The sequence below is a fragment of the Candidatus Berkiella cookevillensis genome, from assembly GCF_001431315.2.
Classification (GTDB): domain Bacteria; phylum Pseudomonadota; class Gammaproteobacteria; order Berkiellales; family Berkiellaceae; genus Berkiella_A; species Berkiella_A cookevillensis.
Map to the genome: position 1 here is coordinate 975,771 of NZ_LKHV02000001.1, position 14,506 is coordinate 990,276.

At 39.2% G+C, this 14,506-nt stretch carries 12 protein-coding genes, 1 other RNA gene and 1 pseudogene; 12 read left to right on the forward strand and 2 right to left on the reverse strand.

The genetic code is table 11. The features are described 5' to 3' along the window. Nucleotides 1-144 precede the first annotated feature (144 nt). Nucleotides 145-1,506, reverse strand: a complete 1,362-nt coding sequence (locus tag CC99x_RS04295; RefSeq protein ID WP_057624665.1) for a hypothetical protein — start codon at nt 1,504-1,506, stop codon at nt 145-147. Between the two features lie 454 nt (nt 1,507-1,960). Here CC99x_RS04295 and CC99x_RS04300 point away from each other — a divergent pair, with 454 nt between their 5' ends. Further along, entirely contained in the window at nt 1,961-2,239 is a 279-nt protein-coding gene (locus CC99x_RS04300; protein WP_057624666.1) for a hypothetical protein, read from the forward strand. Nucleotides 2,240-2,329: 90 nt separating this feature from the next. Further along, nucleotides 2,330-2,503 (forward strand): hypothetical protein, encoded by a 174-nt coding sequence (locus CC99x_RS04305; protein ID WP_158003212.1) that lies wholly within the window; start codon nt 2,330-2,332, stop codon nt 2,501-2,503. Between the two features lie 263 nt (nt 2,504-2,766). Here the strand turns inward: CC99x_RS04305 and CC99x_RS04310 are convergent, their stop codons facing one another. Next, nucleotides 2,767-4,668 carry a penicillin-binding protein activator gene (locus CC99x_RS04310; RefSeq protein WP_057624667.1) on the reverse strand — a complete coding sequence of 634 codons (1,902 nt, stop codon included), beginning with the start codon at nt 4,666-4,668 and terminating at the stop codon, nt 2,767-2,769. A 33-nt stretch (nt 4,669-4,701) separates the two neighbouring features. Here CC99x_RS04310 and rsmI point away from each other — a divergent pair, with 33 nt between their 5' ends. The 10 genes and pseudogenes from rsmI (at nt 4,702) to CC99x_RS04355 (ending at nt 14,500) form a co-directional block, all read left to right on the forward strand. Then, nucleotides 4,702-5,562: a 16S rRNA (cytidine(1402)-2'-O)-methyltransferase gene (gene rsmI, locus CC99x_RS04315; RefSeq protein ID WP_057624668.1), complete on the forward strand. Its 861-nt coding sequence runs from the start codon at nt 4,702-4,704 to the stop codon at nt 5,560-5,562. An 82-nt stretch (nt 5,563-5,644) separates the two neighbouring features. Then, entirely contained in the window at nt 5,645-5,776 is a 132-nt protein-coding gene (locus tag CC99x_RS04320; protein WP_259596599.1) for a hypothetical protein, read from the forward strand. A 118-nt stretch (nt 5,777-5,894) separates the two neighbouring features. After that, nucleotides 5,895-6,938 (forward strand): annotated as a pseudogene (locus CC99x_RS13045) (MFS transporter); the annotation flags it as partial. A gap of 235 nt (nt 6,939-7,173) precedes the next feature. Continuing rightward, nucleotides 7,174-7,712: RNase P RNA component class A (gene rnpB, locus CC99x_RS04325), an RNA gene on the forward strand. A 441-nt stretch (nt 7,713-8,153) separates the two neighbouring features. Further along, nucleotides 8,154-8,696 carry a division/cell wall cluster transcriptional repressor MraZ gene (mraZ, locus tag CC99x_RS04330; RefSeq protein WP_057624670.1) on the forward strand — a complete coding sequence of 181 codons (543 nt, stop codon included), beginning with the start codon at nt 8,154-8,156 and terminating at the stop codon, nt 8,694-8,696. Continuing rightward, entirely contained in the window at nt 8,693-9,616 is a 924-nt protein-coding gene (rsmH, locus tag CC99x_RS04335; protein ID WP_057624671.1) for a 16S rRNA (cytosine(1402)-N(4))-methyltransferase RsmH, read from the forward strand. The genes mraZ and rsmH overlap by 4 nt, the downstream gene beginning before the upstream one ends. Nucleotides 9,617-9,635: 19 nt before the next feature. Beyond that, nucleotides 9,636-9,932 (forward strand): cell division protein FtsL, encoded by a 297-nt coding sequence (ftsL, locus tag CC99x_RS04340; RefSeq protein WP_083477349.1) that lies wholly within the window; start codon nt 9,636-9,638, stop codon nt 9,930-9,932. Then, entirely contained in the window at nt 9,929-11,617 is a 1,689-nt protein-coding gene (locus CC99x_RS04345) for a peptidoglycan D,D-transpeptidase FtsI family protein (protein WP_057624672.1), read from the forward strand. Before ftsL ends, CC99x_RS04345 begins: the two co-directional genes overlap by 4 nt. A 1-nt stretch (nt 11,618) precedes the next feature. Then, the gene (locus CC99x_RS04350) at nt 11,619-13,139 is read left to right on the forward strand and encodes a UDP-N-acetylmuramoyl-L-alanyl-D-glutamate--2,6-diaminopimelate ligase (RefSeq protein WP_057624673.1); all 1,521 of its coding nucleotides are present in this window, start codon (nt 11,619-11,621) and stop codon (nt 13,137-13,139) included. 20 nt (nt 13,140-13,159) lie between these two features. Beyond that, nucleotides 13,160-14,500, forward strand: a complete 1,341-nt coding sequence (locus CC99x_RS04355) for a UDP-N-acetylmuramoyl-tripeptide--D-alanyl-D-alanine ligase (RefSeq protein ID WP_057624674.1) — start codon at nt 13,160-13,162, stop codon at nt 14,498-14,500. Nucleotides 14,501-14,506: the final 6 nt, after the last annotated feature.

Below are 14,506 nucleotides of genomic sequence, written 5' to 3' on the forward strand. Positions count from 1 at the left end.
CCGCAAAGGGCACTGTCGGGGGTGTTGTCTTCGCCATCTCGCAATCCTCATGTACTAATATGTACATTCCGGTTGCTTGAGGCTTGACGCCTACCCGACAGTGCCCTTTGCGGGTAAAACTCATGTGCTGTGACTATAGAGGTTCTAAAGCGCTAAACTATGTTTGGGAGATGCTTCACTATCAAATAAGATCTCTGTTGAATCCAATACTGCCTGCCATGGATATGCTTCTTTTCTGTATACTCCAGTTCCCCAACCTAAGCTTGCTAGCCACGGATCAAGTAAAAACTCAGTACCTGTGGGGGCTGTGAATGAAATATAGCAGTGTGAACTCATTCCGTTGAGATAAGACGCAATTCTAAATGCTAAAGTAGGTGCTGCTGTTAATAATTTTTGTGCTAATGAAAGTGCAAAGGTTGTGCAGCATGCAGATTTTGCTTGGTCAATATCTTCTGCGATTTGTTGAATTTGTGCTTTACTAAATGTGCGTGTATGAGCATTTGGATGCGCACTTAAATTTGCAGTCATTTCATGCTGAACTCGTGTTTGAGACATTTCCAGTGTTTTTTGGGCAATCCACTCTTTTTTTCCGGGCGCAATTGCAGATTCAAATCTCAGATAATCTGAACAAGCGTATTCACTATAGCCTTTTGTGAGTGTTTGCAGAATAAGTTCAGGGTTATAATGAAAAGGTGTGCGAAACTTATTATCTGATATATCTAAAGGTTTTTGTGCAGCGACTAATTTTTCGATAATGGCTATAGCGACATCATTCTGTTGATAAGCTAAAGCATATTGTAAAGCTATAGCACCTGTGTCTTTATCTCTTTGGTTGAGCAGCTCTGGTGATAATTGTTGTACTAAATTTATAGCGCCGGGAATATTTTTCCTGCTGATTTCCACTAATAATTTTTTCAGTTTTTGTTCTTGAGCTTGTCTCGTTAGTGGTTGGAGGTAGGAAAAATGAACCGCAGCATTGTCGCTGGCTATTTGTATCTCACTGGGCGTTAATGTTAGAGGATATGCTTGCATTTTTGCCATGATTGAACTGTTATGTATGTCTGCAATGGCGCTGCGTGCAAAATCTTCTTCTGACAGTGCTAAAGTTAAATCTTGATCTTGCGAGAGAGATTCACAAAATACGGATACGGGGAGCACACGATCAGTAAATTTTTCTAAGGCAAGTGCAACTAAATAGGCTATGAAAATATCATTTGGGAGTTGATTTGCTAATGCGAGTTGGGAAAGATGTGTATTGTCGGTGGCTAATAATGTTTTTAGATGATGTATTTTTGATTTATTTGTAGCGTCTTGGAAAAACTGCGCAATTCTTTTTAAGCAAGATTGATATTCATTGCTGAGTTCTTCTTTTGTCAGTTGTTTGCTGTATCCCAGTTGGATAATGGTCATCCAATCGAGTGTTGCTAATGGACCTGTTTCAGGAGGGTAGAATGCAATATCTAAATATTCATATAATTTTTTTGATTGTGTTGGAGACAATATCACAGTAATACCCCTCAGCATTCAATTTTAATAATAATTGTAAGTAAATTTTATTATTTTTAGTGATTAAATAGTAACGTGTTTATGTTTATTATCACAAGTTTTTTTGAGACCTTTGGTCTTTCTTATAAGCTACTAGTCTAAAGTTATCATTATCCTATATTGAAAAAAATGAGGGATGGCTAGAGCGCTTAAGTGACTAAAGCGGACTATCATTTGCAAGCTACCGCTTATCAGCATTGCTCTAGTAAAAGCATTATGCCTACCACATATAAAGACATATAGTCACAGCACATGGCTTTTGGGGTAGGCGTCGAGCCTCGAGCAACCGGAGTGTACATAAAAGTACATGAGGATTGCGAGATGGCGAAGACAACACCCCCGACATTGTGCCCCTTTGCGGGTAAAAGTCATGTGCGAAGACTATAGTATTTTTACGTGTATGAGAGAGGTCCCCATGATAAAAAATTTAATCAGCCACTATAATCCTAGTTTTGAGAGCGCGGTGTATAAAGATGTGACCTTGCTCGAAACATCAGACAGATTTTTACCTGAACTGGATGTCCTTACTGTGCGAGATAAATGTTTAATAGAAAAAAGTGAGGCAGTACCAGAATACTCTGGCATGCAGAACGTGCGTCTACACTACATTCGCTTACTACAAGAAAAATATGGGAAAAATGCATCTCAAAACTCAAACTCTGATTTAAAAAGTAGTGTATTGAGCGCCTTTTAAAAATTAGTTAGCTATAGAAGATGTATTTAAGAAATGCTAGGATAATTATTAGAGCATAAATAAGTAAAAAGTTAAGAATGGGGTGTTGTGATGGCGGAGCATAAAAAAACAGATCCCTCAACGAGCTTAGAAGGGGTCGATAAAGCAGAAAAAGCTAAGCTCGACCTCTTTATAAGCAGAATTTTACATGCCCAAAAAACTGGCCTTTCACAAAAACCAACAACACCTGATACAAAGCAAAACCCTAACAAACCTAGGCTTTAACTAGATATTCTGAAATAAGCTGTTGTTGCGAGCAAAAGAGGCTGAAAGGAGTCGATTATAAAGTATTGGCACCTATTCTTCGTTCGCAAAGCGAACATTTTCTCACTTTGTAAAGGGAGACGCTCGTGCAGCGTAGCTGCGCCGAGCAGAGGGATTTGGCTGTTTGGCCTTAAACCCACGGCATAAATCCCCCTTGCGCACTTATCAGTGCGCGTCCCTTTTCAAAAAGTGGGAGCCTGATTCGCTATGCTCATCGGTAAGTATTATTGAACAAGTACAGGGGAACCATTAGCGATTTTTACCCATGTCATTTTACGCTGGATGCGATTATCTGCGTTCAAGCTTAATTGACCTGTAGCACCATCTATCATTGCATTGGGTGATTGTTGTAGTTGGTTAAAGGATTGTGTTAAGTCATAAGCATCAACCCCCATTGCAAACAATCGGCTTGACTCTCCAGATAAGCTATCTTCTTGTTTGTTGATCAATTTTTTCACACGGCTTTGTTTTGCATTTACAACCCACGGCATATCAATAAATTGAATCCCATTCATATCACGATCACGATTTGAATTAGGGTTGCCTGCATAAACACTGGATGTAGCTAAAATAGGCAGATCATGTGCATAGTAAAAATCAAACAGTGGTTTAATCTGTCTCGCTTGAGCAGAAGGTAGTGCCATAAAAACAACATCAACATCGGTACGGCGACGTACTTGGTATTCAACATGCTCTTTGATCAGATATTTAATAGTGTCACTGCGTTTTTGACTCTGTTCGATAGCGAGCAGATCTCTAATTTGTTTTGCCGTATCCTTATAAGGTTCGATTTGTGCTTCAGACACAATGCGCCCACCTTTTTTCTGCCAGCTATCTCTGAAGCGTGCGGATAAACGTTTGCCCCAACTATTATTAGGAACAACAATGCTTGCATTGCGGTAACCTAAGCTACGAGCCTTTTCGGTAATTTGATCGGCTTCATTTTCAGGTGATAAAGAAAATTGAACAAACGAGCGAATGTTAGAGTGCACTTGTGGATGTTCGTTTAAAGTTAAGATTGGTGTTTTAAGCGCATAAGTTGGCATTTGACTTAAGCGTATCACTTCTTCTTTCACCAAAGGACCTACTACAAAATCTGCACCTTCATTAACTGCGCGCTGATAGGTGCGAATAACGTCATTTTCAAGCGTAGTGTCATATACTTGAATGCTGGGTTTTTGACCGGAAGCATTATCATAATAAGCCGCTAAATAGCCTTCGCGAATGGCTTTTGCTGCTTTTGCATGTGGGCCATTCATGGGTAATAACAAGGCAATTTTTCGAGGTGACATGCCTGATGCTGCAACATAGTATTGTTGTGCTTGCGTGTTGTTGGCAGCCATCTGATATTGTGGATAATTTAAATTCTGTGACAAAAAGGCTTGTGCAGGGTGGTTAGGAAACTGCTGTTGCCATTGGTAAATGGCTTGTTCTCTTTGTGCTGGATTTGAAATAGATTTTTCTATGTAAGCAAGACTTAGCCACGGAGCCAAAGGATATTGCTCTCTTTGGAGGGCTTGATTTAAAACATGTTCAGGCACTTTATTGAGTATTTGTCGTATGGCTTGTCGATTAATTCTTTGGCTTTGCTGATCAACAAGTAATTCATCGAGGATGGAACGTGCACGTGCTGCTGCTAAATAATTATCATTGGCTTCATAAGTACGTGCCTGTAAAAAGAGCACACGAGAGCGTGTTGCTTCAGGGAGATTGGCTTGATGTGGAATATTTTGTAGTAGTGTTTCCGCTTGTTTAGGATTGTACCTGGCTAAGGCAAGCTCAACTAAGACCATCTGTTTGAAAATTTTTTGGTTTACATCGAGCGCGCTATCACTTACCTTATCCAGGAGTGATGCCGCTTTTGTTGGTTCACCAGCTTTTACAAACATATCTGCCGCCATTATTTGATACTCTAATGACTGGGCTGGATGAGAATTTTGTGACAATCCTAAGTAATGCTGAGCAGAAGAAAGGTATTCAGCTTTCTCATGCATTCTTTGGCTTTCTTTCGTAAGATTGATGGGTTGTTTGCTTCTTGCGCTGGAGGATTCACATGCAATCGCAAAAAATAAAGTTAAAATGCATAGTAAGGGGAACAAAATCGATTTTTTAGCCGTTTTACACATAAGTCTGCCGTTCCTTAAAGCGAGCCATGGTAGATGATAGATCAAACAGGTAAACTTTACGTTGTTGCTACACCTATTGGCAACTTGGATGATCTAAGTTTTAGAGCAAACACAATCTTAAAGCAGGTTGATTGGATTGCTGCTGAAGATACAAGGCAAAGTAAAAAATTGCTAGATCATTATCATATCCAGAAAAAGTTGATTAGCTTGCACAATTTTAATGAAAAAAGCAGGATTACTCAACTCATTGAATCCTTGAAAGCAGGCCAAAATGGAGCATTGATCTCAGATGCTGGGACGCCCTGTATCAGTGATCCTGGTGCGCATCTGATACAAGCGCTACATGAAGATAAAATTTCAGTAGTGCCTATTCCTGGCGCTTGTGCTTTAATTTCTGCGCTGAGTGTTGCTGGGTTTAGCACAACAGAATTTTTATTTTTGGGATTTTTGCCAGCAAAATCAGTGGCGCGAAAGCAGCAATTAGAGACAATAAAAAATCTTCCATACACCATTGTCTTTTACGAAGCGCCGCACCGGATATCAGAAATGCTGTACGATTGCAAAAAAATATTAGGTGAAGAACGGCGCGTTGTTGTCGCCAGGGAATTGACAAAGAAGTATGAAACACTCTACGTTAGTACTTTGAAAAATTTGAGTGAAGACGCAGACTCGGCAGCTGTTGAAATAAGAGGTGAGTTTGTCGTCATTATTGAAGGGGTTCCTAAGGAAACTCTACAAGATCATCAACAGAATGATCAGAAAGCAAATAAAATATTAACTATGTTACTTGCTGAAATGTCAGTAAAGTCAGCTGTTAACATAGCCGCAGAAATAACAGATTGCCCAAAAAATAAACTCTATGATTTGGCAATTGCAATACAGAATCAATCTTAAACTATAAAACATACATTTGATCGCTCACTTTACTTTGTATAAGCAATGAGTATGAGTGTAATTAAAAAGAAATAGGTGATGAATGATTGACAAAGATATGAATGTCTCTATCCACATGCATTGGATTGACTTTTGCTCAATGCAGCAAAAGCCACAAATAGCCGTTGATGAAACCCCCACGCTAGCGCTTTCTACTCAGATGCTTATTACATAGCATTTCTTATGTCCATCTAGAAAAAATAAATTTTTATAAGCCTTGTGTTTAAGGCTCTTAACATTTTGGGAATTTTATGTATCAACAAAAAAATTATAATTCGTTTATTCCTTGGTTAATGATTTTGTTAGCCGGATCTTTTTATTGTTACGAATATATTCTGCGTATTTCTCCTAGCGTTATGATCCCTGAGTTGATGAGCAGCTTTTCAATACAAGCGACACAGATAGGATTGCTTTCTTCTTTTTATTATTGTGGTTATTCAATGGGATCTGTGTTGGTGGGGCCTTTTGTTGATAAGTATGGACCCAAAAAAGTATTGTTTTGGGCTGCCATATTGTGTGCACTCGGTACCTTGTTATTTGCACATGCTGATTCCCTTGCCTTAGCAAAGCTTTCGCGCTTGATCATTGGTTTGGGTTCGGCCTTTGCTTTTATTGGTGTTTTAAAAATTGGTGCTATATGGTTGCCAGGAGATTATTTTGGGCGATTAGCAGGTATGTGTTCGATGTTAGGAACCGCAAGTGGGATGTTAGGACAGATCTTTCTTAGCCGTTTAATGAATGAGCATAGTTGGCAATCTATTTCTATCTATAGTGCAGCAGTTGGTGGGGTTATTGCGCTTTTACTCTTTTTTCTATTGCAAGACAAAAGGAACATGCCAGTTGCCAATACACTTCGTACAGAAAAAGAAGTAGAAACTTTTGCACAGCTTTTTTCTACTTTCAAAAAAGTGGGTAGAACAAAAGTTTTTTGGCAGAACTGTTTGATTGGTTTTACAACCTTCTTACCTATCATTGCTTTTGCCGATCTTTGGGGTATTCCTTTCATTCAAGAAGTGTATCAAGTTGATAGAGAAACCGCTGCTTTGAATGTGTCCATGGTATTTTTGGGATGGTCTATCGGTGGACCTAGTTTTGGATATTTATTTGATACCTTTAAAAGATGGCAGCCAATCTTTCTATTAGGCACCTTAGTCGCCGTTTTATGTTGTGCCATTATTCTTTATAATCCAATGCCCATTGAGTGGATGCGTTATGTATTATTTGTGTTTGGCTTTAGTGCAAGCTCACATGTGTTGGTTTTTGTCAGTAGTAAAAAAATGTCACCAAAGGAAATCGAAGGCACTACCTTGGGGGTGACAAATTTGTTCATGATGTCGGCTGGCGTTTTTGTTCAGCCTTGCATTGGCAGTATTATTGATTACTGCATTCCTGTGATGCAGTCTTTTGGCATTGTTTTGAATACGGTTCAATCCTATCAATGTGCACTCTCTATTATTCCGGTAAGTTTATTAGTTACCCTTTATCTCATTAATAAAGTTAGTTGTATTATTTATAATAAAGATCGCAAATCTTTCTTGCCACGCAATCTGCATCTTAGTATGCTTACCCACCAGAGTTGGCCAGACAGTCGCTATGTGAAAAACATAGAGGAAAGTCCGGGCTCCGCAGGGCAAAGTGCCAGATAACGCCTGGGAAGTGTGAGCTTACGGAAAGTGCAACAGAAAGCAAACCGCCGAAGTCACAATCTTGATCTTTTAGATTAAGATATTAGCCGAGAGATTGGACTTTTTGAGTTCAAAACCGAAGACTAAAACTACTCAACGTAGTTGAATTTTAGGCAAGGCATCGAGGCGAGGAGTAGTCGGAGTGTACATAAAAGTACATGACGATTGCGAATCGCCAAAGATAACGAAGCATAAAGTTCAAATACGAAGAGTAGGACTGGTAAGGGTGAAAGGGTGCGGTAAGAGCGCACCGCGTAGGTGGCAACATTCTACGGCACGGTAAACCCCACTTGGAGCAAGACCAAATAGGAACCTAATAATGCTGCCCGCATTGGGTTCGGGTAGGTCGCATGAGTCATATGGCGACATATGGCCTAGATTAATGATTGTCCATGACAGAACCCGGCTTATCGGCCAACTCTATCTTATTCATAAAATATAATGAGTTAATTAGATTTCAAACCATCGTAGGGGCCGCTCTCTGTGCCGGCCCGTCAAATTCAGGGCAGACACAGCGGTCCGCCCCTACATAATCTATCCTATTCATCTCAAATCAAATTATAGATAGACATACAGGCTACTTAGTTTTAAAATTAACTTTTAATTTTTTCCACTTCATTTTATAGATAGTTTTTTTTGAGTCATAAGCCAAGTATTATCCTCATTCTTAGTTCGTTCAAAATAGTGCATTGCAGTATATTTGTGTGCGCAGTTAACTAACAGTATGGTGATAAGTCACTGTCTTATCAGAAAAAGCTTAAAGTAAGTGTGGAAACTATCCTTGACAACCTCTAGAATCCCTTCCTATAGTGTGAGTAGGTGGATCATGGTGGATCAAAGTGGGATAGGGAAGGTTTGGTGCATAGTATGTTTAGGGGTGTTAGTGAACTATCACTGGACAATAAAGGTCGCTTAGCGATACCGGCCCGACATCGTGATCTGCTTGTTTTTAGCTCCAAAACTCAAGCAAATGTAACAGATTCCACACAGAATAAATCAGCAGATAGTGTTATAGAAAATGATGAGGTAAGTGATTCAACGCATGGCTCTTGCATCATAACTATCGATACACAAGAGCGCTGCTTACTTATCTACCCAATGGCGCAATGGGAAATCATTGAAAAACAAATTGAAGCTTTACCTAGTTTTAATGCGCATGCTAGAAAGGTGCAACGATTATTGTTAGGCCACGCAACTGAAGTGAATGTAGATAGCCATAGTCGCTTACTCATTCCGCCTCCTTTACGGGAATTTGCAGGCCTTGAAAAACAAGTTGTCCTCTTAGGACAAGGCAAGAAGCTTGAATTATGGAACAAGGCTGAATGGGATAAACAACGTGAAATTTGGTTGAAGGAGGAGACAAAGGATGGGGATGATTTACCACCCAGTCTAATGTCTATATCACTATGAGTAAGTTTATACACAATCCAGTTATGTTAAATGAAATCATTGAGTGCTTAAAAGTTAAGCCAAATGGTTGGTATATTGATGCAACCTTTGGTAGAGGCGGGCATACACAAGCCATTCTAGATAAACTGGGACCTAACGGAAAGTTGATTGCCATAGATAAAGATCTTGATGCAATTGCTTATGCACGTCAAAAATATGCGCACGATGCTCGTTTTCAAATTTATCATGCTTGTTTTAGCGATATTCCTAAGCTTTTGGGTAATAATGCTGGGAAAATAGATGGTATTTTAGTTGATTTAGGGGTTAGCTCTGCTCAGCTCGATGATCCAAGTCGCGGTTTTAGCTTTAGATATGAAGCAAAATTAGACATGCGTATGGACCAATCACAACAAGTAACTGCTGCACAGTGGTTAGAGAGTGCAAGCTCTAAAGAAATATCAACTGTTTTAAAACAATATGGTGAAGAAGTAGATGCACATCGTATTGCTGAAAAAATTATTGCGGCTAGAGCTATTCAACCCATTGAGACGACAAAGCACCTCAGCGATTTGATTTCTCAAGTTAAAGTACGATACCACAAAAAGAAAATACATCCTGCGACGCTTTCATTTCAAGCAATTCGTATTCACGTGAATAAAGAACTCGATGCCTTAAATCAGCTCTTAAGTGATGCGCCAAATTTATTGAAAAAAGAAGGTATTTTGGCAGTAATGAGTTTTCATTCATTAGAAGACAGAATGGTAAAAAGAAGTTTTAGAAAATTGGTGACACCTAATTTACCGAAAAAACTACCCATTATGGAAAAAGCGATTCAACGTCCATTTGATTGGCATTTAAAAAGAGCAATGCCTTCTTCAAATGAATGTGAAATTAACCCAAGAGCGAGAAGTGCTGTTTTAAGGGCCATTCGAAAAGGATAAATGCTAAGGAATAATTGCTATGGCAAGTATTGGTCAGGGATTGGGAGGGCGAATGCAATCCGTGCTCATTGTGGTGTTGGTTGCTTTTGTTTTCGCTTCTGCCGTCAGTGTCATTTTTATTAAACATAAAACGCGTCAATATTTTTCAGAATTGCAAAATTTGCAAAGAGCATCAGAAGATGCACATGTTGAATGGAGTCAACTGCTTGTAGAGCAAGGGACATGGGCGTCAGATGCACGTGTTGATCGTGCCGCCCGGCAACGATTGAACATGGTGCTACCGCAACCGCAAGAAGTGGTGGTGTTGGCAAAATGAACAATCAACTCTTTCGTTTTAGGATGTTGATTATCATTTTATGTGCAATGGGTGCTTTGAGTGCAGTTGTATATAGATTATGGGATTTGCAAATAAACGATAGAGCTTTCTTGCAAAATCAAGGATATAAGCGAGCGGTTCATACTGTCCCCGTTATTCCTTTTAGAGGAATGATTTTAGATAGACATGGCCAGCCGCTGGCGATTAGCACACCTGTTAAATCTATTTGGGTTGATCCAACAGCAGTGGATCTATCTCAAAAAGAATGGACAGATTTGGCGATACTTTTAAATCGCAATGTTGGTTTGATTAAAACAAAGATTAAAAGTAAAAAAGATAAGCGTTTTCTTTATGTGAAACGGCATTTACCCCCTAACTTGGGGAATAAAATAAGCCGTTTAAAACTTAAAGGTGTATTTCTTCAAACAGAATATAAACGATTTTATCCAACAGGTGAAGTATTTGCACATGTGCTGGGTATGACCAGTGTCGATCACAAAGGTATTCAAGGCTTAGAACAACTTTTTAATGAGAAATTATCAGGAAAACCCGGGCGATATAAAGTTTTAAGTGATCGCATGGGGCAAAAAGTTGGAAGCCTAGAGTATGAAAAATTACCTGAAAATGGTGAAAATATTACTCTAAGCTTAGACAGCAGAATACAATATGCTACCTATAAAGCACTTAAGGAAGCAGTGCATTTTCATCAAGCAAAAGCGGGTACCGCCATTGTATTAGATGTAAATTCTGGCGAAATTCTCGCCATGGCCAATCAGCCTTCTTTTAATCCTAATACCAAAATTGACGTTGTTGATAGTCGTTTTCGAAACCGTGCAGTAACAGATACACTTGAGCCAGGTTCTGTTGCTAAGGTAGTAAGTATGGCGAACATATTAGAATCTGGAAAATTTAACCCTGAAACGCATGTTGATACAGGGCCTGGTTGGATGAAAATCAGTGGTAAAGTTGTTAGAGATGTTCGTAACTATGGTGTAATTGATTTGAATACCATCATGCAAAAATCCAGCAACGTCGGTATTACCAAATTAGTATTGTCTTTACCCCCAGAAAGTTTATTAGAAGCCTTTAGAAAAATGGGCTTTGGGCAAAAAACAGACAGCTTGTTTCCAGGAGAAATGGGAGGATATTTGAATGAAAAAGTGCTTAATCGCCCTTTAAGTTTAGCCACAATGGCATTTGGCTATGGTTTGACAGTAACGCCACTACAAATTGCTCAAAGTTATGCGATCTTGGCTAATCATGGCAAAAAGTATCCAATTAGCTTTCTAAAGCACAGTCGTGATATCCAATCTGAACAAGTTATTAGTCCGAGTGTCGCGGAAGCAATCAATAAGATGTTACAATTATCCACGCAAAAAGGGGGCACGGGTACGAGAGCAAGTATCCCGGGCTATGTGGTTGCGGGTAAAACAGGCACAGTCAGGAAAGTTAGCCAACAAGGATATTCAGATAGCCAGCACGTATCTGTCTTTGCAGGCTTTGTTCCCGCGAATAACCCTAAAGTTGCTATTGTTGTGGTGGTTGATGATCCATCTAATGGAAAATACTATGGTGGTGATGTTGCAGCCCCTGTTTTTTCAAAAATTGCTTTTAGCACAATGCGTATCTTAAATGTACCGCAGGAAAATTATAATTCAAAAGAATATATTTTAGTGAAAAAATAATATGCAATTAAAATTACTGCTTGAAAGCATCGGGGAGAGGGTAAACAGCCTTGATTGCGACGATTACGACATAAAAGGTCTTACCTTAAATAGCAGCGCGATAAAGCCTGCTTTTGCTTTTTTAGCGATTAAGGGACATGCGCAAGATGGTCGAGCCTTTATTAACGATGCAATACAAAATAAAGCATCTGTGATTTTAGCGGAAGCACAAGGCTTAAAACAGTTTCTTTCCGCTGTTGAGACATCTATACCCATCATTCCGATTGATCGCTTACTCGATAAAGTTGGATTATTGGCACATTCTTTTTATCAAACTGAAGATCAAGCGTCCACAACAGTCGGTGTAACAGGTACAAATGGTAAAACAACCTGCTGTTTTTTAATCACACAAACTTTGCAAAAATTAAATTGTAAAAGTGCTTTGATGGGTACGCTGGGCTATGGCATGGCCGACAAAGTATTACAGACTCAAAACCTCACCACACCAGATGCGGTTACTTTACATCAAAATTACGCTGCTTTATTAGAAGAAGGTGCAAAAGTAATTGCGATGGAAGTATCTTCCCATGGCTTAGATCAGAATCGATTAAATGGCTTAAAGATTGACTCAGGTATTTTTACAAATCTAACCCAAGATCACTTAGATTATCATAAAGATATGAATACCTACTTAAAAGCCAAACAAAAGTTATTTGAAAGACCCGAGTTAAAACGTGCCATCATTAATTTAGATTCACCTTATTTTGATAAGGTTTTAGCAAAAATTAATCCAAAACTACCTATTTTTATATATTCTTTGAATCAACCTAAACTGCTGAGAAGAAGCTACCCTGTTTCCACTTCATTTATATATGCCAAACATTATTCTTTTCATAATAATGGTATTGTTGCAGAAGTTGTAACACCGTGGGGAGAAGGCGAGTTGCGTTCTCCTTTAATGGGAGATTTCAATCTAAGTAATTTATTAGCTGTGTTGACAGAAATTTGTGCGCAAGGCTATCCCTTAAAAGAAGTGTTAAATGCGCTTTCTGGTGCGCAGGGCGCGCCAGGTAGAATGCAGCGCTTAGGTCGGGGTGATTTACCAGAAGTGATAGTGGATTATGCGCATACGCCTGATGCTTTGGAAAAAGCATTGACTGCTGCCCGCCAACATTGCAAACGACGTTTATGGTGTGTATTTGGATGTGGGGGAGGCCGAGATAAAGAGAAGCGGCATTTAATGGGAGAAATTGCGTCTAAATTGGCTGATAAAATTATTGTGACCAATGATAACCCACGTATGGAGTCACCACGTCAAATCATCACCGATATTATGGCAGGTATTCCTGTTAATGAGCACAAGAAAATTTTAATAGAAGAAGATCGTAAAGCAGCGATCTCATACGCTATTTCACACGCATTGTCTGTCGATACGATTGTGATAGCTGGAAAAGGACATGAAAGTTATCAAGATCTCGGAAAAGAAAGATTGCCATTTAATGATGTGGAATGTGTTGAAGAAATATTTGCTCAAGGCGGATAGAATTTTACTTAGGGGTTGCAATGAAACTAGAAGATCTTGCTCAAGCGATGCATGGCACACTGACTGGCAACAATATTCATTACACTGAGATTTCCTCGGATACTAGAACCTTAAAATCTGGAACTATTTTTATTGCGCTCAAAGGCGAGGCGCATGATGGGCATGATTTTATTGATGCTGCAATTCAACGCGGTGCAAATGCATTGATTGTGAACAAAAATACATCTAAAGCACAGGATGTCAAAGTTCCCGTTATCAGAGTAGAAGATACAACCATTGCACTTGGGCAGTTTGCGCATTTTTGGCGCAATCAATTTAAAATCCCTATGATAGGTATTACGGGTTCTTGTGGTAAAACAACCGTAAAATCAATGTTAGGCACTATTCTTGAATTAGAAGGGCCAACATTGGTTCCCCAAAGTAGCTTTAACAATCATTTTGGTTTGCCTTTTACTTTGCTGAAGCTGAATAAAGATCATCAATTTGCAGTATTAGAAATAGGCACAAATCATTTAGGTGATATTGAATACTTATCAAAATTATTGTCGCCCACACACTCGCTTATCACTAATATTAACCCTGCGCATCTTGCGGGTTTGAAAACAGTGGAAAATGTTGCTGTTGAAAAAGGCGACATTTATAAGTACTTGCGCGCAGATGGGGTTGCCGTTATCAATGCAGATGAGAAATATGTGGATTTATGGCGATCTCATTTAAGTAACCAACGTGTTCTTACTTTTGGTTTGCGTAACGCAGATATTACAGCCGTAGATATTGTGTCAGATTTTGAAAGTACACAATTTACACTTAAGCTTTTAGATGAGACGGTTGTGGTAAAACTACAAGTGCCTGGTATGCACAATGTTATGAATGCGTTGGCGGCAGCGAGTGTGGCTGTGAGCTTAAACATTGATAAAGACATTATTGCAATGGGCTTAGAATCTTTTATGGGTGTAAAAGGGCGTTTGAAGCGACTGCGAACCCAACAGGGTACTTGTCTCATTGATGATAGTTATAATGCAAATCCTGCTTCCTTTCGAGCTGCCATTGATGTGTTGTCTTGTGCGCAAGGAAATAAAATTTTGGTGATGGGGGATATGGGAGAGCTGGGTGACAGTAGTCAGGATTTTCACGCTGAAATTGGTCAATATGCCAAAGCATGTGGTATTGATCAATTATATGCCATTGGCAAATTGAGCCATTTTGCGGCATTGAAATTTGGTGAGGGGGCTAAAGAATTTGAGGATAAAAAAGCGCTGGTTAATGATTTGACTCCTTTATTAGACTCGAAGACAACCGTTTTAATTAAAGGTTCACGTAGCACAAAAATGGAAGAAGTGTTAGCGGCTTTAGTAAGTTAAGGGTCA

Excerpts from the sequence above, each read along its gene's own strand:
- rsmH (WP_057624671.1), top strand. The coding sequence starts at position 8,693 with ATGAGTAAGTTTATACACAATCCAGTTATGTTAAATGAAATCATTGAG.
- CC99x_RS04310 (WP_057624667.1), bottom strand. The coding sequence starts at position 4,668 with ATGTGTAAAACGGCTAAAAAATCGATTTTGTTCCCCTTACTATGCATT.
- rsmI (WP_057624668.1), top strand. The coding sequence starts at position 4,702 with ATGATAGATCAAACAGGTAAACTTTACGTTGTTGCTACACCTATTGGC.
- CC99x_RS04320 (WP_259596599.1), top strand. The coding sequence starts at position 5,645 with ATGATTGACAAAGATATGAATGTCTCTATCCACATGCATTGGATTGAC.
- CC99x_RS04350 (WP_057624673.1), top strand. The coding sequence starts at position 11,619 with ATGCAATTAAAATTACTGCTTGAAAGCATCGGGGAGAGGGTAAACAGC.
- ftsL (WP_083477349.1), top strand. The coding sequence starts at position 9,636 with ATGGCAAGTATTGGTCAGGGATTGGGAGGGCGAATGCAATCCGTGCTC.
- CC99x_RS04355 (WP_057624674.1), top strand. The coding sequence starts at position 13,160 with ATGAAACTAGAAGATCTTGCTCAAGCGATGCATGGCACACTGACTGGC.
- CC99x_RS04345 (WP_057624672.1), top strand. The coding sequence starts at position 9,929 with ATGAACAATCAACTCTTTCGTTTTAGGATGTTGATTATCATTTTATGT.
- mraZ (WP_057624670.1), top strand. The coding sequence starts at position 8,154 with ATGTTTAGGGGTGTTAGTGAACTATCACTGGACAATAAAGGTCGCTTA.
- CC99x_RS04305 (WP_158003212.1), top strand. The coding sequence starts at position 2,330 with ATGGCGGAGCATAAAAAAACAGATCCCTCAACGAGCTTAGAAGGGGTC.
- CC99x_RS04300 (WP_057624666.1), top strand. The coding sequence starts at position 1,961 with ATGATAAAAAATTTAATCAGCCACTATAATCCTAGTTTTGAGAGCGCG.